Raw genomic sequence first — 19,709 nt, forward strand, 5'->3', positions numbered from 1 at the left:
CTCTGCCTGGGTGGAGAAATCCCTCCAAGTAAGCCGAGTCGTGGAAAGAGGAAGCCCAAAGAGCGATCTTTGGAATCCTCGTACCTTTAGGTCGAGGAGGATGTCAACGCTTGCCTTGGCTTTCGGTGTTGCCTCCGGAGTCGGGCCGATCGGCGGTCTGTATGGTGCTATTTGCGTCGGCTTCTTTGCAGCTTTATTCGGCGGCACTCCCACGCTGATTTCCGAACCGACTGGCCCAATGACTGTGGTGATGACGGCGATCGTCGCCGGACTCACCGCCAGCAATCCAGACAAGGGTTTGGCGATGGCATTTACCGTTGTTATGCTGGCAGGGCTTTTTCAGATCGTATTTGGGGTTTTCAAATTAGGGAAATACATTACCCTGATGCCTTATAGCGTAATCTCCGGCTTTATGTCGGGGATTGGCGTGATTCTGGTTATTCTACAAATTGCACCCTTTTTAGGCCAAGCAGCGCCAAAGGGGGGTGTTTTGGGCACCGTAACGGCGATTCCGCAATTGATTGCCAATTTGAATCCACCGGAGGCAATTCTAGGTCTCTTGACGGTGGGGATCATTTTCCTCATGCCCAAAAAGCTGAAGCGCTTTGTGCCTCCCCAACTGGTGGCGTTGATTGTTGGAACTGTGATTTCTCTGACAGTATTTCAAGGTGTGGAAATTCGCCGCATTGGCGAAATTCCGGTGGGCCTTCCCCCATTGCAATTCCCTACTTTTACACCCGGTCAAGTGACAGTGATGTTAGTGGATGGGGTGATGTTGGGAATGCTGGGTTGTATCGATACCTTGCTGACAGCGGTGATCGCAGATAGTCTCACCCGGACTGAACATAAATCCGATAAGGAATTGATCGGTCAAGGCATCGGCAATATTGTTTCCGGTCTGTGCGGTGGCTTACCGGGTGCAGGTGCGACGATGGGAACGGTGGTCAACATCCAAACGGGTGCAACCACAGCGGTATCGGGTTTAACAAGGGCGTTAGTGCTGCTAGTGGTGGTTTTGGGCGCTGCCAAGCTGACCCAACCGATTCCGATGGCAGTGTTGGCAGGGATTGCGCTGAAAGTCGGGATTGATATTCTTGACTGGAGTTTCTTGAAGCGATCGCACAAGGTATCCCTCAAGGGTTCCGCGATCATGTACGGGGTATTGCTCTTAACTGTATTTGTGGATTTGATTGTGGCAGTAGGTATAGGTGTGTTTATCGCCAATATTCTTACTATCGAACGGTTGAGTAGTTTGCAATCTCAGGAAGTTAAGCTGATTGCCGATACAGATGACGATGCACGATTGAGCGAAGAGGAGAAGTTCCTACTGGATAAAGGCAAAGGGCGCGTGCTGTTATTTTACCTGAGTGGCCCAATGATTTTTGGCTTATCGAAAGCGATCGCACGCGAACACAATGCCATGAAGGATGCAGATGCGTTAGTAATGGATCTCACCGATGTGCCTTTGCTGGGAGTGACTGCTTCGCTGGCGATCGAAAATGCGATTCGCGATGCCTATGATAAAGGGTTGCAGATCTATATCGTCGGTGCGAGTGAGAAAATTCAGCGCCGCTTACAGAAGTTGGGACTGTTCGATCTAATTACCTCAGAACATATCTTGAGCGATCGCACGGTCGCCCTGCGTCAAGCCGTTGACCTGGTTTACAACAAAGAGGCAGTCGCCTAAAAAGGGCATGACAAGTTCGACGAATCGAGGTAACCTGATGCGTCAGGAAACTAACAATCGGTTGCCTCCGATTCAAATCAGGTTCACATCGTCTTTACCGCGTAACTCATGTTTTTGAACCATACAATTACAGCTTTAACTGGGATGACATCCCCGCTTTTCCCCTCGCCCTTGTTGGCAACTGTCGAGGCAGAAAATTCACCGATCGTTCTCACCGGAGTTCTGCTGAGTTTGGTGATAATTTATCTAGCCAGTAAAATTGGCGCAGAAATAGCCAAACGGTTAGATTTTCCGCCAGTTCTGGGGGAATTGGTGGCCGGTGTAATCGTCGGGGTATCTGCATTACACCTGATTATCTTTCCCGAAAGCGGGCTGTCTGCCTCTGATTCAGTGGTGATGACGATTCTGGAATGGATTAATCATCTCTCCCCCGCAGCTGCCACAAGTATATTTGAATCCCAGAGTGAAGTCATTTCCGTGCTAGCAGAATTGGGCGTGATTATTCTGCTATTTGAAATCGGTCTGGAATCCGATTTGCGACAATTAAAAGAAGTGGGATATCAAGCCACGATTGTAGCTTGTGTGGGGGTGGCAGTTCCTTTTGCAGCAGGTACTGTTGGCTTGATGACGTTATTCCACGTTCCCGCGATTCCGGCAATTTTTGCAGGGGCTGCTTTAACGGCAACAAGCATTGGGATTACATCCAAAGTATTGTCTGAATTAGGACAGCTGAAATCGAAAGAAGGTCAAATCATTGTTGGTGCTGCTGTCATTGATGATGTGCTGGGAATTATCGTCCTGGCTGTTGTCGCCAGTTTAGCGAAAACGGGTGAAATTGATGTTACTAATGTCATCTATTTGATTGTCAGTGCAACCGCTTTTCTGATCGGTTCCATTCTCTTGGGTGGCATCTTCAATAAAACCTTTGAGCGGATCGTCAATCAACTCAAAACTCGTGGCAATATCGTCATCCCAGCATTTATATTTGCCTATTTCATGGCATTTCTGGGCAATGCAATTCACCTGGAAGCGATTTTGGGTGCGTTTGCTGCTGGTTTAGTTCTAGATGAAAGCGATGCTCGCAACGAATTAGATGAACTGGTGAAGCCGGTCGCCGATTTGGTAGTGCCCATTTTCTTTGTGACAGTGGGAGCGAGAGCCGATTTGGGTGTTTTGAATCCGACCGTACCTGAAAATCGGGCTGGATTGTCGATCGCTGTATTTTTGATGGTGGTTGCTATTGTCGGCAAGATAGTGACAGGCTGGTCGGTGTTCGGTCAACCCGGTATTAATCGATTGGCGATCGGAGTTGGTATGATTCCACGGGGAGAAGTCGGGTTAGTGTTTGCCGGTATCGGTTCTGCCAGTGGCGTTCTCAGTAAGCCCTTGGAAGTATCGATTATTATCATGGTGATTCTCACCACATTTCTAGCACCGCCGTTTCTGCGCTTGGCTTTTGGTGAGCCAGTGGAACCGCCAAGCACAGGAGAACCTGCCAGGGAACAACCAGTTTTAGGGGGTGAATCTCAGCCAACACCGTGAGGTTGCTGGGGTCGATCTCAAATACCACAATCAGAAGCTCCAACTAACCTCAAGGTATAGTTGGAGTAGTTCACTAACTATTTTTGAAGATCAAAATACTTTCATACTTTAGACAAAAATAATTAAATCCATAAGTTTTGAGAAAGGGGTGCTTATGAGTCACTCTAATATAGAGTCTTTACTGGAAGACTGTCGATCGGGCGATCCTTACAGACAAGCACCAGCAATCATAAAGCTACGAAAGTTAGAAGCCTATAAAGCTGTCCCGACCTTAGTTGAGTTGCTTGCTTCCCCTGAAGAAGATATTCGGATGCTTGCAGTAGAGGCATTAGGATGGCTGGGAGACGAAGAAATTGAGACGGTTGGCCCTGCACTTGTAAAAATGTTAGCTGACTCAGAAGACCTTGTTAGATCCGATGCAGTGGATGCGCTCGCCACACTCGACTACACAACAGCGATCGAACCAATTAAGTCTCTCCTTCGTAGTGACTCTGATTGGGTTGTAAGAGCTTCAGCCGCAGAAGCATTGGGTGATTTGGCTGAAGTAGGAGACCCAGAGGTTTTAGCAGAGCTTGAATTAGCCCTAGACGATCCTATTGAGCCTGTTCGAGCTTATTCAGCTTGCGCTATAGGGCTTTTAGGGACACAAGAGATTCTGCCCAAACTTGAGGTGTACTTATCATCAGAAGAGTCCCTAGCTACAAAAGCTGAAATCCTAGTTGCCAGATATCGATTAGGTGTTCGCGATGATTTAACTAAGCTGCTAAAATTACTCGAAGATGCTGATGAGCATCTGGTAGGTATCATTCTTAACATTCTACGAGACTTAGCAGAACGAAAAGTCCCTCTAACCCTTGCTCTTGATGCGCCGCAGATTCGTCAAATTCTGACTGCAATTGCACAGTCTTTTCCTATTCACCGAAATTACGCTGAACGGGTTATTGCTCAATTAAAAGAAGTAGAACTTCAATTCACAACCAAATGAGAGCAAATCAAGTATTTATTTGACGACATAATAATTTCCAGTTTCGATTACACTCTTGATTTGGTAGGTCATTGGCGGATGGTGTAGGAACAGAATGGGCGAAAAATTGAATATGAATAAAGTATTAATTCTCACATAAATAATGTGTAAATCTTAAAATAGTTTGCTAAATGACTCAAAACAAAATGTATAAGTTTGCTGCCGCTTCAGAAGACGAATCGATCGTATTTGGTGCTGCTAGACCTGGATACAGAAATATACAGGTCGATCGCTGGATTGAATTTATGCAGAAGCAAAACATCGAGCGCGTTTGCTGCTTGCTTCCTCAAACTCAGCTAGCTCGCTATGCAGATTTGCTGGGAACGTATCGAAATGTATTTGGTTTAGATCGGGTTTGTTGGGCACCTATTGAGGATTTTCAATTAAGCGATCGTCAAACCTTAATTGAGGAAATTTTACCTTTTTTAGCTTTTGCAAACCAACAAAATGAGAAAGTTGTCGTGCATTGTTCTGGTGGAATTGGACGCACAGGACACATTTTAGCAGCTTGGTTAGTGAGTGGGCGAGGATTGTCCAACCAAGATGCGATCGCAGCAGTGAGGCGAACGGGGAGGAATCCCTATGAAGCAGCGATAGTCGCTCCCCTGAAAGGTCGAAATCCCTGGAAAGTCGCGGCGGAACTCAACGCACTGCTCAATGATTGTCGGGATACTAAAAATTAGGATAAAACGCGATCGCAACTACCGCCATACTGCTGAGCCAATGACTGAGCATCTACTGAACACAAAACTGAGCATTTCTGCCCAATAAACGCCGTTAGGCTGGAGACATAAGACAAATCGTATCAAGAGGTTACTCCTATGACTCAGACTATCGAACAACAACCAGGTGGCTTATACGTTGAAACTCCCGATCGACAAAAAATCGCCTTTCCTCTCAAACACACAGAGGTACAAGCCAAAGTTGCGGGAAATATCTCGCGGGTGGAAGTTACCCAAACCTTTGAAAATCCTTTCACTACAACGCTGGAAGCCGTCTACATCTTCCCGTTACCCGATGAAGCAGCCGTCGATGATATGCTGATTCGGATTGGCGATCGCACTATCAAAGGTAGCATCAAAAAACGTCAAGAAGCGCAACAAATTTACGAGCAAGCCAAACAGCAAGGACGCACCGCCGGACTCCTAGAACAAGAACGCGATAACATTTTTACTCAATCTCTTGCTAACATCAAGCCTGGGGAAGAAATTGATGTAATTATTCGCTATTCCGATAGCCTGAAATTCGAGGCGGGGAATTATGAATTTGTGTTTCCAATGGTAGTTGGCCCGCGTTACATTCCAGGCACAACAATTGAGGGAAATACAACTGGGGGTGGTTCTGCTGCTGCACCGATGACTTTAAATCAAGATACCGATTTAGTGCCGGATGCTTCGCGCTTGAATGCTCCCATTTTACCATCAGGAACTCGCTCCCGACACGATATTAATGTAAATGTCGAAATTGATGCGGGTGTGGCAATTCGGGATGTGCGATCGCCATCTCACCAAATCCAGGTTACTCATGAAGAACAAATCGTGCGAGTAAAACTGGCCGATGGAGATACCATTTCCAACAAAGACTTAATTTTACGCTATCAAGTGACAGGCGATCGCACACAAACCACCGTCTTAACCCAAGCTGACGAAAAAGGCGGACACTTCGCAGTTTACTTAATTCCCGCAATTGCATATCAACCGAATCAAAAGATTGGTAAAGATGTCGTCTTTCTCATCGACACATCTGGCTCGCAAGCTGGTGCGCCGCTAATGCAATGTCAGGAATTGATGCGCCGCTTTATCAACGAATTAAATCCAGACGATACCTTCAGCATCATTGATTTTGCCAATACAACTCAGCAACTCTCCCCCGTTCCTCTAGCCAATACACCGCACAATCGATCGCTGGCAATTCAATACATCAACAAGTTAAATGCAGGTGGCGGAACCGAATTGCTGCGCGGTATTCGCGCCGTTTTGAATTTCCCAGTCACAGATCCGGGACGGTTGCGGAGTATTGTGTTGTTGACCGACGGTTATATCGGTAACGAAAATCAAATTTTGGCAGAAGTACAACGACATCTCAAATCTGGAAATCGCCTCTATAGTTTTGGTGCGGGTAGTTCCGTGAATCGTTTCTTGCTCAACCGCATTGCCGAAATAGGTCGGGGTATTTCTCGAATTATTCGACACGATGAACCGACTGATGAAGTAGTCGAGAAATTCTTCCGGCAAATCAACAATCCCGTTCTCGCTAATATTAACTTGCAATGGGAAGGCGATGGTGAATCTCCAACTATCTATCCTTCCACACCACCAGATTTATTTGCAGAACAACCATTAGTTTTGTTCGGGCGCAAACAGGATTGTCGTGCTGGCAAGTTGCACGTTACCGGAGTTGCAGCGGGTGGTACTCGCTATCAACAAACTTTTAATTTGAACTTTCAAGAAACGGGAAATCCTGCGATCGCACAACTTTGGGGACGTTCTCGCATCAAAGATTTGATGAATCGGATGGTCAGCGGAGATACAAAGGCAGGTGTGGAAGCGGTGACGGATACTGCTCTTACCTATCAATTGTTATCGCAATATACCGCTTTTGTGGCAGTCAGTGATGATGTGCGAGTCGATCCAACAGATGCTTCTGTCTCTGTGCAAGTACCTGTGGAAATGCCGGAAGGTGTTAGTTATGAAGGTATTTTTGGCAACGTTGCTTACAATTCTGCTCCCGCAATAGCTCGCGCTGCATCCGATCCACCTGAGTTTTTGCAACGCCGAAAAGTCAACTATTCTGCTACAGTACGTCCAGCACCTATGTCTCCTTCCAGTCCGGCTTCTGCAATGGAGTCATCTGATGAGTTCGATATCACGCTGATAAATCCAGGCTTGATGTTTGAAGACGATGAACAGTTGCAAGCACCTAATCCCCAACGCCCTGGAATACCTCCTGCGCGTCGTTCCCCTGGAATGTCTTCTGTCCCTCGCCTACAGGTTATCAGCGCCACCGGACTGGATAACAGTGCGATCGCACTTCTCACCCAACATCTAGAATCGATTCAATTAGCGGCAGGTGTCAGTGGCGATTTAGTCTTTGAGTTACAGGTGAGTAAGGGACGGGTGAGACAGGTTGTTTTGGATGAGCAAGCATCTTCTGTGAAAGAACAAACCGTAATTGAGGCAATTCGTCGAGCGCTGCTGATTTGGCGACCAATGCCAAGTATTACGAGTACCGTTGTTGTGACATTACGAATTCAACCGTAATTGCGGCGATGCGATCGAAACCGGGGTTTTCCCGGTTTTTTTGCACTGATATCGTGTCTGGCTGCATCGGTAGTACATTAGCGATACGAACAATTGCCTGTGGGAATCAAGGGTTAAATTTTTACCGCAGATGAAGACAGATAAACGCAGATAAACGCAGATAAGAAAGCAACGCAGATAAGAAAGCGATGTTTTTATGTAACGGATGCCGTCGGAGACGATCTGAATAGTCTATCGGGGAACAATCGGCAAGGAAGGAACATCAGCCAAATTAGCAGCAACAGACTTCCCAGAATTTATGAGATCGCAATCGTAGGGAGGACAACTTGCTAACTGCGGTCTTGAGCGATCGCTAAATCGCTCATCATTTCATGGTTTGCAGAAATAGTCGATCGTCTGTTGTAGATCCTATTTGTACCGCAAAAATTAGAGCGACAATCTAGCAGGAGATTAGTTTATATGAAGTCTTTCCCTTTATTGGCCATTGTGCTTGGTTTTGTATCTGTTGGTTTGGGAATGAGTGCATCGCTTGCTAGCAAGATGGAAAACTCTAGTTCACCAAGCACTGACGCTAACCTTATTGCTCAAAATACTGCCAATAGTCAAGAATTCATCGCCAGAGGTACTGAACCATTTTGGAATGTTACCGTTAATCGTCGTGGCATTGTCTATTCAACACCAGAGGTCAGAAATCGACGATACCCATACACCGCACCTTTGGCAGCAATGGGTCGTCCTGCGGATTTAGTACGAGTTTATCGACTCAACGGTCAACCTAGCGGCGTACTGGTGATTAAGAAAGTCAATGCTTGTAGTGATGGGATGTCAGATAATGTTTACCCCTACGATGCAACTCTTATCTTAGGAAATCAAGTGATGGAAGGTTGTGCCCAAAAAAGGTAATTGACAGACTGTAAGGGGAGTGGGAGAGTGGGGGAGCAAAAAGTCAAAAGTCAAAAAGGGGTTAGGGATTAGGGGTTAGGGGTTAGGGAAAGTCAATTATTCAAAAATTCCTCTTCTTCCCTCTCCCTCTTCCCTCTCCCTCTTCCCTCTTCCCTAACCCCGACGCCCTAGTCCCATTGCACAGGAGCGAGTTGATAATAGCGTTGCAGTAGCTGATAAAGTGCCGGATGCTGATTTTGCAATTGGTGCGGTTTTTCAAAGAAAGTTTCTGTCGCTACGGCAAAAAATTCTGCGGGGTTTGTTGCGCCATAGCTATCGATTACTGTCTTTCTATCTAGTTGAACATCATTACAAAGGCGCTGATATTCTTTTGTCATCACCTCAGCCCAAATGAGATAATCGGAGTTTTGCTGCAAAACAGGAACCGCTCAACGAAACTTACTCAAAAAATTTTTGGACAAAAAAGCCTTTTGGTCAATTTCTGACCAGAGGGGATGGTTTTTTGTGATGATATGACGTTCAACCAGCTTCATATTGTGATTATAGTGTGAAAAGCTTTTTTGTGATGATATGACGTTCAACTAGCTTCATGTTTTGATTATACGAAAAGAAGGGCTTTGTGAAAACAACTCTCGCCAAAACTTTCTCACTATTGGTATCTAGCTATAATAATAAAGAAGATTGAGCAGGATTAGCTAGATTTTTAGCAACTGCATTTACCCCTAAATTGAAAGTGGCATCTGGTATTGGGACAGTTGAAAATCTGTCTTAAGGTGAATCGCCAAATTCTGCGATCGGCTGGATGATTATAGCTGTGAGGAGTGAAAAGTGAACTGAAACGAAAAGCCCTTGGAGTCGAAACACGGACAGACGCCCAAGGGCTTTTCAGTTGTCGGGCAATTCCTCTAGGAATCTGAACCATTAAAACTGTAGAGGGGCAGGCGGGCAGAGGGAAAAAACGAGGAATTGAAATAAAACCCAGATCGGACTTGCAAAAACGAGCCAATATCATTTAGGCTGATTTGATATCCCTATTTTCCAAGAGAAGCGCAAATGCCCGATTCCAAAAATAATATCCTCAAGATAGATGCAGGAACTCTTGTTTTAATTATATCTGCCCTTATACTTTTGCCCCTTCTATTGGCTGGCTTCTTCTCCCAATAAGTATTGTTTGACAAATCAGTGATATCGTGTCAGGTGGCATCGGTAGTCTAAGGCTGATGCTCTCATATTATCTGTCTGTAGGAATTAGGGGTTAAATTTTTACCGCAGATGTAGGCAGATGAACGCAGATGAACGCAGATAAGAAATCAGATAATAATACATTTTTTTATGCAGCCGATGCTATCGGATATGATATGTGTTAAGCGATTTGGGATTTGGGATTGATTTTTCCTTAAAAGGAAGGGATTTTAAATTCGGAAAACTTTTTTGATGATTCTCCTCGAAATGTAAGGCTTGAATACGCTTTTTTTGAGTCATCAGCAGATATTCTACTGATATCCCGCTGCCTGAATTGAAAAAAGCTTTTGGTAAAGTCCCTGTGCCTTCAACAATTCGGCGTGAGTCCCTTGTTCTAGAATAGTTCCTTCCGACAGCACCACAATTTTATCGGCTATACGCACAGTAGAAAAGCGGTGGGAAATCAGCACAAGCATTTGATTTTTAGTAAGTTGGGATAAGCGTTCAAAAATCTCTGCTTCTGCCATCGCATCCATTGCTGCCGTCGGTTCGTCCAACACCAAAATATCTGCTTCAGTTCGCATAAATGCGCGTGCGAGAGCTATTTTTTGCCACTGTCCGCCAGAAAGTTCCGTTCCTCCTTTAAACCATCGCCCCAACTGAGTAAAAAACCCATTAGGCATAGATTCGATAAAAGGTTTAGCTTGACTCTTTTCGGAAGCAATTTGCCAACGTTCTAAATCTTCTAAGTTTTTCACATCGCCAACACCGACATTTTCTCCTACTGTAAATTGGTAACGAACAAAATCCTGAAAAATGACGCTCATGCGTCGGTGCAGTACCGATATGTCCCATGACTGCAAATCCAATCCATCCAGCAGAATGCGTCCTCTAGAAGGTACGTACAATCTCGTTAAAAGCTTAATTAAAGTAGTTTTTCCAGAGCCATTTTCACCGACTATGGCCAATTTTTCTCCTGGTTTCAGGTGTAGTGAAATACCCTTTAAAGCTGGTTGGGATTTTCCCGGATAAGTGAAGTATACATCCTCGAAACGAACCCCATCGTGGGGAATTAAACCAAAGGTAGCTTGACCATTAGATTTGGGGATTTCTTGTTCTAGAAATTCATATAAGTTGGATAGATACAAGTTATCTTCGTACATCCCACCGATGGAGGTAAGAATGGAGGAAAAAGTAGACTGTCCTTGACGGAATACCATCAAGTACATGGTCATATCTCCAAGGGTGATGCGATGTGCGATCGCTTCTAGTACAATCCAAGCATAAGCAAGATAAAAAGCAGCTATACTCAGCAATCCCAACAAGAAACCCCAAAATCCCCGGCGTACAGTCAAATCCCGGTCTTCGCCGTAGAGTCGTTGAAAAATATCCCGATAGCGTTGTAGCAACATTGGTCCCAACTGGTACAGTTTAACTTCTTTGGCGTAGTCTTCTCTAGCGATTAAAGTTTCCAAATAACTTTGCTGTCTGTTTTCCGGAGAACGCCACCGAAACAGGCGAAATGCTTCCAAAGCAAAGCGAGTTTCGGCAACGAAGGCAGGTACGGCAGAAAAAGCGAGTACCGGTACTGCCCATACTGAAAATTGCAGCAACAAACCGCCGTAAGCGACAAGGGAAAGAGCATCTTGAACTAACTTGAAAGTTCGGTTTACTAAACTCAAAGGACGACTTGATGCTTCGCGCCGCGCCGTATTCATTTTGTCATAAAATTCGGAATCCTCGAAGTAGGGAAGGTCGAGGGTGAGCGCTTTTTCTAAGATGAGAACGTTAACTTTTTGCCCTAATTGAACTCGCAGTAAAGATTGGCAGAGGGAGAGACTTCTTTGCGTGCCTGTTAATAAGATAACTAAGAGAGCCTCCAATCCAACATAACTTAAAGCATTGGTGCGATAATTTGTTTGTGCTTCGCCAGAAGCATGGACTACTGCATCTACAATTAACTTGCCGATGTAAGCTACTGCCCCTGGTAGCAAACCAGCAATTAGGGTGAGGATGGCAAGAACGATTGTGAGGATGCGGTTTGTACTCCAGACTAAGATTATAGCGCGAGCGTTGTACTGGAATAGCCCCAGGTATTGGCGTAGGCGTTGCCAAATTAGTCTTGCAGCATTGGCTTTTTTACGACGAATCATGTTTTTCATATGCCGTCTATAGGTTGTGCTATCTCATCTATATTCGGATAATTGCTTTCGCTATCTTTTAAGATAGTGATGAATGCTTGTATTATGGTAGAGTACAGGCGACTGGGTATAAGTCGCTCTTACCTATACTTTAAACAAAAAACTGGCTCTCCTGTTTTTGTTGTGATACTAGAGACTTATCTAATCGTAGGGTGGGTTAGACACGGGCGATAATTTCAGCGTTTTCAACGAATAATTTAGTTCCCGTGCCGTCACCCACCATCGCACTGTAACATAAACGAACACTTTCTCCATAAATATGAAAGAGCCCAAAATGACCGAGAATATACCGAATAAAAAAGAGCAACTTTTTGATTTGTGGGCACCTAACTACGATTGGCTTTTTACATCAGTTTTTTACCAAGCTATCCACGTTAGGCTACTAGAATATATCAATTTACCGCCACAATCTCACATTCTAGATCTTGGCTGCGGTACGGGAAAGCTACTCAATCGTTTAGCTGCTAACTTTTCCGATTTACGCGGTATTGGGCTGGATTTATCCACCCAAATGATACATATTGCTCGTATGAAAAATTGTCATCGCCCTCGTTTGATTTATATAAAAGGAAATGCCGTTGCTCTTACTTTTGCAGATAATGAATTTGATGCGGTTTTTAATACTCTGAGTTTTCTCCACTACCCCGTACCCGAGCAAGTTTTTCAAGAAGTAAGTCGGGTATTAAATACCCAAGGACGCTTTTATCTAGTAGATATAACAACTTGGAGAAAACTCGATTCGGAATATGAGCATAGAGCTTTTTTGCCTAATAATATCCGATTTTATAGTCCAAAGGCACGGGAAGAGTTAGGGAGAGAAGCAGGATTAAATTGTTTGGGTCACTACTATTTGTTAGGGCCAGTTCTGTTGACGATTTTTGCTAAATAAACTAATCTCGCACTAAAGAATCGCAGATTGTATACGAAAGTTGTGTATTATTGGCGATTGATAAATCCGGCTGATTATGCAATCCGCACGATCGACACTGTAAAAGTCAAGGGTAAATCGCAATTGGTCACGGTTCATGAAGTTTTCGATGCTGACCCGCCAGAAATCAAAGAGGGTAATTTAGCTAGGCTGCAAATATTTAAGGAAGCTTTGTCACTTTACGATGAAGGAAAGTTTTCTGATGCAGCGCGACTGTTTGCAGCGTGTTTGGGCCAGAGTAGAGGAGATCGCGTGGCGAAAATCTATTTAGAACGCTGTCAGCAGGATTAGATCGATCGTCTGTGGAGAGAATTTTCCCATCCCATACCTTATAAGTGGGAACTAATTTGGCCATAAGTCGTTTAATATGCAAACCGCTTAATTTTCAGATAATCATTCTTTATATCAAGGGGTTGAGGCGCGATCGCTACTCAACTCTTTATCACTGTTAAGCACAACTTCACCAAAACATTAAAACTTTTTATTTATTCCTTTACCTAATAAGTGCTTTACCTTTGTATAGTGGAAATAGCGATAAGCAAAACTGTTAACCCAAAAGTAAAACAACAAGTTTAAATTATGAATATGATGCTGACTGACAATCGGGATGTTACTCTACCTGCTGCAAGCACCAGTTCTCAACAAAGTCTGCAAGCTGCCAAACTGATCGAACCCCAATTCGATTTGCTGCAACCTGTGCGTCAGTGGCTTGACCAAATCGAGGTTCGGGACGCCAAATTTGCTAAACTGCTCTACAAAGTTATTCCCGCTCAGTGTCCGTTTGAACGCGATATCATACTCTTCGGTCGCAAGGTCGCCCATATTCCACCCTTGTGCAAGCTCAATCCGCTTTACGATCAATTAGTAGGTTTGCGTTTTCGCGCCCTTTGTTATTTAGTCGATCGATGTGGTATTGATATAATGTCTTACTCCTGAGCGAAGTAGAATGGACATCAAAATTGAACGTCAACCCAGTCAAGAATATCTCAACCGATTGGGAGTATCGAAATGGCCGATTTGGACTAAAGAAGTATCGGAATTTCCCTGGACTTACGACGAGGCGGAAACTTGTTATTTTCTGGAAGGCGATGTGGTTGTAACCCCCCTTGGCGGACAGTCGGTGCAAGTTGGAAAAGGCGACTTGGTGACGTTTCCAGCGGGAATGTCTTGCACTTGGAACATCAAGAAAGATGTCAGAAAGCATTATATGTTTGGCTAATGGATAATGGTTAATTGTTCGTGGTTTGCGGTTAATAGCAATGAACAATTAACGATTACCATCCAACAAATTTGCGGAATTCCTCAAAGAAGCGATTGACGTTGTTGAATTTGTTGCAGAAAGGCTAACGCGGGATTTAAGGTTGCGATCGTCATCGCGGATATCCGGTAAGCCGCTAACCTAGCTTGGGCAACTTATCCGGGTTTACACCCAAATTGACATAAAATTTAATAACTTGTAGAATACCCGAACTAATTGCACAAAAAAACAGCCATTTCTTTGGATAAAAGATGCAGCAGTTTGTCAGTCTACTTTGCGATCGCTTCTCTACAGTTAATTTAGGCTTTATGCTGCTGTTTGCGCTTTAGCAGTACTCCGCCTGTAGCGCCAAACGCCAATAAAGCCAAGGCAGAAGTAGGTTCGGGAACGGAGTTGGGTGTGGGAAGATTTCTGCCTGCCAGGGACATAATATTCCCGTTGGCATCAACATCCACAATATTGAGCCCAAAAGTTCCATTAAAGATGTTGTGAGAAGCGTTTCCGTTGATATCGTTGTTTGTCAGACCTAAACTCGCTCCAAAAGGTGTAACTGTAAAACCTTGTTCTGACTGATTCAAAGCGGTACTTGTCGTGATAAAAGGTAGGTAGCCAAACCAGCCGCCATTTGGGGTAAGATGAGCACCGTTGTTGCCTTCTGCCATAGCATACAAACCTCCTCCATCGTTAAGGAAGTCTATGATGTCACCAGACCGGGCATTCAAAATGTCCAGTTCTGCCTGTGTTAGGATACCGCCGAAGTCCGAAGCTACGACGATCGCGCTGTAGGTAGTGCCCAGCTGGTCTAAAGCTGCATTCAATCCACTAGCATCAATGAGATCGAAGTCAGTACCAAGGGTGTAACCGCTGGCAATAATACCATTGACGCCGTTGACGTGACCTCCTGGGGGAGTAATCTGAGACTGCACAAACAGGAATTTGTTAATTCCGCCGGCGACAAATGTGTTGAAGGCTGGGTCCATTACATAGTCGATCGCCACATTATTGATTTTCCGCGCACCTGGGATGTTTCCACCCACATAAGCATGGAAGTCTGGGTCATGACCGGTCAGAAAAATAGATACAGCCCAGCTGGGCATTGCGATAGCTACAGAAAAAGCTACGGTGACTGCAACGGAAGCTGAACGAGCTAAACAAAAGAGGGCTTTCTTTGCTTTCATTTTTCCCCCTAACCTACAAATATTTGTAAGACTTATTTCAGTAAATTCACCATTGTCTGAGAGTCGTTTTTCAATAAATCCAGACATGGTGAAGGCATCTTGGCAAATTTTTCCTCAAACCTGCCAGTATTAATACGCAAAGTTTACAAAAATATAAATTTCTATATACGTGAAATCCGCAATTTATCTGAGAAAAAGTTATCCATACCAAATATCTAAAAGCTGACAATCCTGGGGACTTGATGACAGCTAGCTATAACCGCCACCCAGCCTCCAGGATTGTGAGAAAAAATGTAATCTTGTCTGAAGAATCGGTATTTAATTTAAAACAGCTCTAATTTACTCTGCCGTTGCCAATTCGGCTTCGGTGCTGCCGCGAGTGCGTTTGCGGGTCAGAGTGTTGTAGAGCATCAAACCAATGGCCTTGATCAAGTTGCCTTCCAGTTCCTTGAACATATTCATGTTCATACCAAAGGCTGCATTGGCTTCGTCCACGATGCGTAAGGCTGTAGCTTCGTCGATCGGCAGTTCGTTCAACGCTTGGCGATAGGTGGCTTTAAATGCTTTCTCGTCAGAAATATCTTTGAAATGGTAGAAAGCAACACCTTGCCCGTCGGTTAGGTTCATTCCTCTTTCGGCAATCCCTTTGAGGATTTGACCGCCAGATAAGTCACCCAGGTAGCGAGTGTAAGATTGAGCAATCAAAAGTTCGGGTTCTCTGGCAGATACTTCTCTAATCCGCTGCACATAAGCTTCGGCAGCTGGGGAAGCAGCTACTTGCTCGCGCCAGTTGGGGCCGAAGTAGTAGCAGAGGTCTTGCTCTAGGCTCTTCTTGCGATTCAGCTCTTTGAAGTAAATTTTGGAGAGGATGGGGTGTTCGCGGTGCCGTTCCATCTCTTCTTCGATCGCTGAGTACACGAAGTACAAGTTGGCTACCAGCTTACGGTAGGAGTTCTTTTCTACTACTCCTTTTAAAAAGCACTTGACAAAACCGACGTTTTCTGCCATCGTGTGGGCTTTTTTGGTGCCTTCACGCAACTTGGTCGCTAAATTACTGCTCATGCTAAATTTGTGTCCCTATGTCTAGGTCGGAGCTTGTTTATTTTACTGACGGTTTTAAACCGTCTATTTCGTAACATTAGACTGATTTGATGAGAATTTTTATTAAGATTTCTTACAAAACGGTCTGTAAGGGCGGGCCTTGTGCCCGCCCACAAGGGTTTAGATATCCAAATCGGTGAGATTTAGTTTGGGGCCGTAGGTTTCGATGAATTCGCGGCGGGGGGCTACGCGATCGCCCATGAGGATGGTAAAGATGCGATCGGCTTCGGCAGCGTCTTCAATTTCCACCAGTTTGAGGGTGCGCGTTTCTGGATTCATGGTGGTACTCCAGAGTTGTTCCGGCATCATTTCACCCAAACCTTTGAACCGCTGGATGGTGTAGTTAGCGTTGGCGGGGAATTCGTGTTGAATGAGGTTTTGCAGTTCGCGATCGCTATAGCAATAGTAATGATTGCGACCCCGTTCCACTTTGTACAGCGGAGGACAAGCAATGTAAATGTAACCTTGCTCGATCAGTGCCCGTTGATAGCGATAGAAAAATGTCAGCAACAGCGTGCGTATGTGCGCCCCATCAACGTCAGCGTCAGTCATAATTACAATGCGGTGATAGCGCAGTCCGGAAGCGTCGAATTCTTCGCCTTTGACACCCAAACCCAAAGCGGTTATCAAAGATTGAATTTCGTTATTCTTGTAGATTTTGGCGTCATCGGTTTTCTCGATGTTGAGGATTTTACCGCGCAGAGGTAGGATCGCTTGGAAGCGTCTATCTCGTCCTTGTTTGGCGCTGTTATGCACAAATATCCCGCTTGCCAAAGCGAAGTTATGCGTATTGGGAACTTCGATATCGTAAACATCGTATCGTTCCTCTAGGCGTTCGATCGAGACAATGCGGTGGTTGTAGTTGGCGATCGCTTGACGCGCTTGTACCCGACTACCGTCAAAGTAGCGATCGCAGAAAGTCTGAAATTTCAAGATCGACTTGTCTTTCAGTCTGCGACGGTAAAGATCGTAAGCTTCCAAATCCAAAAAGCCCATCTGAATTTCTACATCCTTCAAAGCCTCAATAGTCTTGCGATAGTAAGTTTCGTGAAGTGCCGCTTTTCGCTTAGCCCGAAATTCGCTTGTCCATTGTTCTTTTGTTTTTTGACGCCGCCATTCTAACAACTCTTCATCTTGCCATTTTTGTTTGGCAACTTCTGAATAAAGCTGCCGCATTTCCGGATTTTTTTCAAAATATTCTCGAACTCTTTCTGCCTGAATTAAACGATTCAGTTCATCACTCCAATATTCTTGCTGTGCTTTGTTCAATTGTGCCCGATTTTGTTGGCGATATTCTTCGTTGTTCTCATAAAAATCTCGCCACTTTTGCATCATGTATGCTTTGTACTCTTCATCTTCCCACTGAGCCTTAGCTTGTTGTGAAAGAATATAACTCGTTTTTATCCATGACATCCGATCGCTCATCATGGCACGATATTCTTCGCTCATATGAGCTTGACGGCTCTTTTCAATTACATCCGGTCGATGCAACGTTTTTTCGATATGGGCGCGGTGTAGTGCTAAATGCTCTTCCGCAGGAAGCCGCTTGATATTTGTCGGATTATTGTTGAGTTTATTGAAATCTACATGATGGCGGTGATTGCCATCTTTGGATTCATAAACTCCATTCTGGAGGTTATAAATATCCGCCAGAATATGGGTGTAAATCCATTTATCATGCTTGCAATTCCAAGTCATTTCGTAACCGTCAAGCCCATTACCTCGTTCATCCTTTTCGGAAATCTTTCGATAAAGTGGCATCAAGGCATCTTCAGGTGTCAACAAATACGCTGCTTTATAGCTGCCATCACGCAACATAAAAAGGTGATCTGGCGTGCATATAAGAGTTTGCCCATTATCTAATTTTAGCTTGATAACTTCAGCATTTTTCTTGGTCACTCTGGGGTTTACAATGCGCTCTATGCCGATGTTTCCGTCCTTGCAGATGGTGTAACAAAAATGCTCTTTTCCTTCCAATTGTTCGGCAACAATTTGTTTAAAGCTAATAGAGCGTCCATCAGCTAATAAAATAAGTGTATCTCCAACCCAACATCCGCCCGCGGAATCCCCTTCGACCAGGTATATCTCTGATTCTGCGGGATCTCTGGAGCTACAATCTGCTAATTTGCCCGGTAAAGGTGAAGACTCTAAAACTGATTTTCGACGCACTAAATCGCGAGCGCGACGGGCTGCTTCTGCCGCTTTAAATGCTTGAATTGCTTTTTCTAAAATGGCATCAGCAATGGGGAGACGAAAATCTAAATACTCGGTTAATACTTCCCCCACCAGAGAATCAACTATTCCCCGTACTTCGGGATTCCCCAATTTGGTTTTAGTTTGACCTTCAAATTCGGGATTTGGTACTTTGACGGAAATGACGGCGGTCAAACCTTCGCGAATGTTTTCTCCAGCAAGGTTGGGTTCATTTTCTTTGAGTTTGTTGCGCTTGCGGGCGATCGCATTGAGCGTCCGCGTCAGCACCGCCTTCAGTCCCTCCATGTGAGTACCGCCGTCAACGGTGCGGATATTATTCGCAAAACCCAACACGTTATCTGTGTAAGCGTCAGTACACCACTGCAACGACACTTCTACCTGAACGTCATTGCGCTCCCCTTGCACATAGATAATTTCTTCGTGCAAAGGTTGCTTATCGCGGTTCATGTAAGCGATATATTCGCGAATGCCACCTTTATATTCGTAGCTTTCTACTTTGGGTGTACTGCTTTTTAGTAATTCCAGGCGGTGATCGCTAAAGGTAATTTTTACCCCAGCATTCAGATACGCTAACTCCCGCAAACGTCCCGCCAGAGTCGTGTAATCAAACTCGACACCGGTGGTAAAGATTTCCGAGTCGGGGTTAAATGTCACCGAAGTGCCTGTGCGAGCTTCTTTGATGGGTTGGGACTCTAATTCGCCGATCGGGATACCCCGTTCAAAGCGCTGCTTGTGAACTCGCTTGTCGCGCCACACGGTCACTTCCACCCACTCGGACAAAGCGTTTACGACGGAAATACCGACACCGTGGAGTCCGCCAGAAACCTTGTAACCGCCGCCGCCAAACTTACCTCCGGCGTGAAGAACCGTCATCACTGTTTCCAGTGCGGATTTGCCTGTGCGAGGATGGATATCTGTGGGAATGCCCCGCCCGTCGTCCGTCACCGTCACCGAACCATCGGCATTGAGGTCAACTTCGATGTGAGTGCAGTAGCCAGCCAGCGCCTCATCGATGGAGTTGTCCACCACCTCGTAAACTAAATGATGGAGTCCCCTCGGACCCGTCGAACCGATGTACATACCCGGTCTTTTGCGGACCGGCTCCAGACCTTCCAGAACTTGAATCTGATCGGCGCTGTAACTGCTCGTCATAAAAGGAGTTCTCCAATAAAGGCTTTGAGCCGTATAATGGCCCCAAAAGGAAAAAACACTCCAAAATTGTAACACAAAA

Annotated in this window: 14 protein-coding genes and 1 pseudogene; 10 read left to right on the forward strand and 5 right to left on the reverse strand. The window is 45.0% G+C overall.

All coding sequences use genetic code 11. From position 1 onward, the window contains the following. Positions 1–40 precede the first annotated feature (40 nt). The 6 genes from bicA (at position 41) to H6G03_RS06510 (ending at position 8,416) form a co-directional block, all read left to right on the forward strand. On the forward strand, positions 41–1,687 hold the full coding sequence (gene bicA / locus H6G03_RS06485; RefSeq protein ID WP_456057561.1) for a bicarbonate transporter BicA: 1,647 nt from the start codon (positions 41–43) through the stop codon (positions 1,685–1,687). Positions 1,688–1,795: 108 nt separating this feature from the next. After that, positions 1,796–3,229 (forward strand): cation:proton antiporter, encoded by a 1,434-nt coding sequence (locus H6G03_RS06490; protein WP_190463262.1) that lies wholly within the window; start codon positions 1,796–1,798, stop codon positions 3,227–3,229. A gap of 154 nt (positions 3,230–3,383) precedes the next feature. Continuing rightward, complete coding sequence (locus H6G03_RS06495; RefSeq protein ID WP_190463264.1) at positions 3,384–4,214, forward strand: HEAT repeat domain-containing protein; 831 nt, start codon at positions 3,384–3,386, stop codon at positions 4,212–4,214. 185 nt (positions 4,215–4,399) lie between these two features. Beyond that, positions 4,400–4,936 (forward strand): dual specificity protein phosphatase family protein, encoded by a 537-nt coding sequence (locus H6G03_RS06500; protein WP_190463411.1) that lies wholly within the window; start codon positions 4,400–4,402, stop codon positions 4,934–4,936. A gap of 138 nt (positions 4,937–5,074) precedes the next feature. Then, positions 5,075–7,513 carry a VIT domain-containing protein gene (locus tag H6G03_RS06505; RefSeq protein WP_190463267.1) on the forward strand — a complete coding sequence of 813 codons (2,439 nt, stop codon included), beginning with the start codon at positions 5,075–5,077 and terminating at the stop codon, positions 7,511–7,513. A gap of 540 nt (positions 7,514–8,053) precedes the next feature. Then, complete coding sequence (locus H6G03_RS06510; protein WP_456057562.1) at positions 8,054–8,416, forward strand: COG3650 family protein; 363 nt, start codon at positions 8,054–8,056, stop codon at positions 8,414–8,416. Between the two features lie 167 nt (positions 8,417–8,583). Here the strand turns inward: H6G03_RS06510 and H6G03_RS06515 are convergent. Beyond that, a pseudogene (locus H6G03_RS06515) lies at positions 8,584–8,841 on the reverse strand (zinc-dependent peptidase); the annotation flags it as partial. Positions 8,842–9,909: 1,068 nt separating this feature from the next. Continuing rightward, positions 9,910–11,751, reverse strand: coding sequence for an ABC transporter ATP-binding protein (locus tag H6G03_RS06520; protein ID WP_199315168.1), 1,842 nt, complete (start codon positions 11,749–11,751; stop codon positions 9,910–9,912). Positions 11,752–12,073: 322 nt separating this feature from the next. On the opposite strand from H6G03_RS06520, the gene H6G03_RS06525 reads away from it, so the two are divergent. The 4 genes from H6G03_RS06525 (at position 12,074) to H6G03_RS06540 (ending at position 13,946) form a co-directional block, all read left to right on the forward strand. Next, positions 12,074–12,688: a class I SAM-dependent methyltransferase gene (locus H6G03_RS06525; RefSeq protein ID WP_190463413.1), complete on the forward strand. Its 615-nt coding sequence runs from the start codon at positions 12,074–12,076 to the stop codon at positions 12,686–12,688. Positions 12,689–12,730: 42 nt separating this feature from the next. Continuing rightward, complete coding sequence (locus H6G03_RS06530) at positions 12,731–13,018, forward strand: hypothetical protein (RefSeq protein ID WP_206756611.1); 288 nt, start codon at positions 12,731–12,733, stop codon at positions 13,016–13,018. A gap of 294 nt (positions 13,019–13,312) precedes the next feature. Next, a complete protein-coding gene (locus H6G03_RS06535) occupies positions 13,313–13,663 on the forward strand; it encodes a Mo-dependent nitrogenase C-terminal domain-containing protein (RefSeq protein ID WP_190463416.1) in 351 nt (116 codons plus the stop codon). Between the two features lie 10 nt (positions 13,664–13,673). After that, positions 13,674–13,946, forward strand: a complete 273-nt coding sequence (locus H6G03_RS06540; protein ID WP_190463277.1) for a cupin domain-containing protein — start codon at positions 13,674–13,676, stop codon at positions 13,944–13,946. Between the two features lie 338 nt (positions 13,947–14,284). Here H6G03_RS06540 and H6G03_RS37195 read toward each other — a convergent pair whose 3' ends face one another. The 3 genes from H6G03_RS37195 to gyrB form a co-directional block, all read right to left on the reverse strand. Next, a complete protein-coding gene (locus H6G03_RS37195; RefSeq protein ID WP_199315165.1) occupies positions 14,285–15,163 on the reverse strand; it encodes a PEP-CTERM sorting domain-containing protein in 879 nt (292 codons plus the stop codon). Between the two features lie 339 nt (positions 15,164–15,502). Next, the gene (locus H6G03_RS06550; RefSeq protein WP_190463279.1) at positions 15,503–16,225 is read right to left on the reverse strand and encodes a biliverdin-producing heme oxygenase; all 723 of its coding nucleotides are present in this window, start codon (positions 16,223–16,225) and stop codon (positions 15,503–15,505) included. Between the two features lie 159 nt (positions 16,226–16,384). After that, positions 16,385–19,630, reverse strand: coding sequence for a DNA topoisomerase (ATP-hydrolyzing) subunit B (gyrB, locus tag H6G03_RS06555; RefSeq protein ID WP_190463282.1), 3,246 nt, complete (start codon positions 19,628–19,630; stop codon positions 16,385–16,387). Between the last annotated feature and the right edge of the window lie 79 nt (positions 19,631–19,709).

Source organism: Aerosakkonema funiforme FACHB-1375, assembly GCF_014696265.1.
GTDB lineage: Bacteria > Cyanobacteriota > Cyanobacteriia > Cyanobacteriales > Aerosakkonemataceae > Aerosakkonema > Aerosakkonema funiforme_A.

What these genes read in the sequence shown, in the direction of transcription:
- H6G03_RS06490 (WP_190463262.1), top strand. Translation starts at nt 1,796, where the DNA reads ATGTTTTTGAACCATACAATTACAGCTTTAACTGGGATGACATCCCCG.
- H6G03_RS06510 (WP_456057562.1), top strand. Translation starts at nt 8,054, where the DNA reads ATGGAAAACTCTAGTTCACCAAGCACTGACGCTAACCTTATTGCTCAA.
- H6G03_RS06550 (WP_190463279.1), bottom strand. Translation starts at nt 16,225, where the DNA reads ATGAGCAGTAATTTAGCGACCAAGTTGCGTGAAGGCACCAAAAAAGCC.
- H6G03_RS06500 (WP_190463411.1), top strand. Translation starts at nt 4,400, where the DNA reads ATGTATAAGTTTGCTGCCGCTTCAGAAGACGAATCGATCGTATTTGGT.
- H6G03_RS06520 (WP_199315168.1), bottom strand. Translation starts at nt 11,751, where the DNA reads ATGATTCGTCGTAAAAAAGCCAATGCTGCAAGACTAATTTGGCAACGC.
- gyrB (WP_190463282.1), bottom strand. Translation starts at nt 19,630, where the DNA reads ATGACGAGCAGTTACAGCGCCGATCAGATTCAAGTTCTGGAAGGTCTG.
- H6G03_RS06540 (WP_190463277.1), top strand. Translation starts at nt 13,674, where the DNA reads ATGGACATCAAAATTGAACGTCAACCCAGTCAAGAATATCTCAACCGA.
- H6G03_RS37195 (WP_199315165.1), bottom strand. Translation starts at nt 15,163, where the DNA reads ATGAAAGCAAAGAAAGCCCTCTTTTGTTTAGCTCGTTCAGCTTCCGTT.
- H6G03_RS06535 (WP_190463416.1), top strand. Translation starts at nt 13,313, where the DNA reads ATGATGCTGACTGACAATCGGGATGTTACTCTACCTGCTGCAAGCACC.
- H6G03_RS06505 (WP_190463267.1), top strand. Translation starts at nt 5,075, where the DNA reads ATGACTCAGACTATCGAACAACAACCAGGTGGCTTATACGTTGAAACT.
- H6G03_RS06495 (WP_190463264.1), top strand. Translation starts at nt 3,384, where the DNA reads ATGAGTCACTCTAATATAGAGTCTTTACTGGAAGACTGTCGATCGGGC.
- H6G03_RS06525 (WP_190463413.1), top strand. Translation starts at nt 12,074, where the DNA reads ATGACCGAGAATATACCGAATAAAAAAGAGCAACTTTTTGATTTGTGG.